This is a genomic window from Paraburkholderia sp. UYCP14C, assembly GCF_004197395.1.
Classification (GTDB): domain Bacteria; phylum Pseudomonadota; class Gammaproteobacteria; order Burkholderiales; family Burkholderiaceae; genus Paraburkholderia.
Genome location: NZ_SELS01000313.1, coordinates 1 through 665 on the forward strand (window position 1 = coordinate 1; position 665 = coordinate 665).

General features: G+C 58.9%; 1 protein-coding gene. It reads left to right on the forward strand.

The window, feature by feature from the left end:
* Nucleotides 1-665 (forward strand): aromatic ring-hydroxylating dioxygenase subunit alpha (locus EVC45_RS45010; RefSeq protein WP_373683142.1); only part of this gene is annotated, 665 nt, incomplete at both ends.

The following is a 665-nucleotide window of genomic DNA, read 5'->3' on the forward strand; positions in this document are numbered from 1 at the left end:
GTTCAGATTCAAACGCATCGCGAACTAATCGATTGCCGCAAGAAGGGACACGGAATGCCCGGCGAGTTGTTCGGCCGACAGGATGTCTTCGAGACGGACGTCGAGGTCTTTTTTCACAAGCTGTGGATCCTGGTCGGCGTGACGGCCGACGTGCCGGAACCGGGCGATGTGCATACGGTGGATATCGGCAAGGCATCGATCATCATCGTGCGCGACGACGACGAAAACGTGCGCGCCTATCGCAACGTTTGCCGTCATCGCGGCTCGCGCATCATGAAGAAGGCCGGCAAGGCCAGCGTCGGGATGCTCGTGTGTCCGTACCATCAGTGGACCTATGACCTGGACGGTAGCCTCAAGCATTCGACGCACATGGGCAAGGAATTCGACGCCAGCTGCCACAGCCTGATTCCTGTCCATGTGAAGACGGTAGGTGCGCATATCTTCGTTTGTCTCGCCGACGAGCCGCCCGCTGACTTCGAGAAGCTCGAGACGACGATGGCGCCGCGTTTCGCGCCGTACGATCTGACGCGAACGAAGATCGCCTATGAGATGGAGATCGTCGAGAACGGCAACTGGAAGCTCGTCATGGAAAACAACCGCGAGTGCTACCACTGCGCGGGCACCCATCCGGAGTTGACGAACTCGTTTCTCGCGGAAGACTTCGG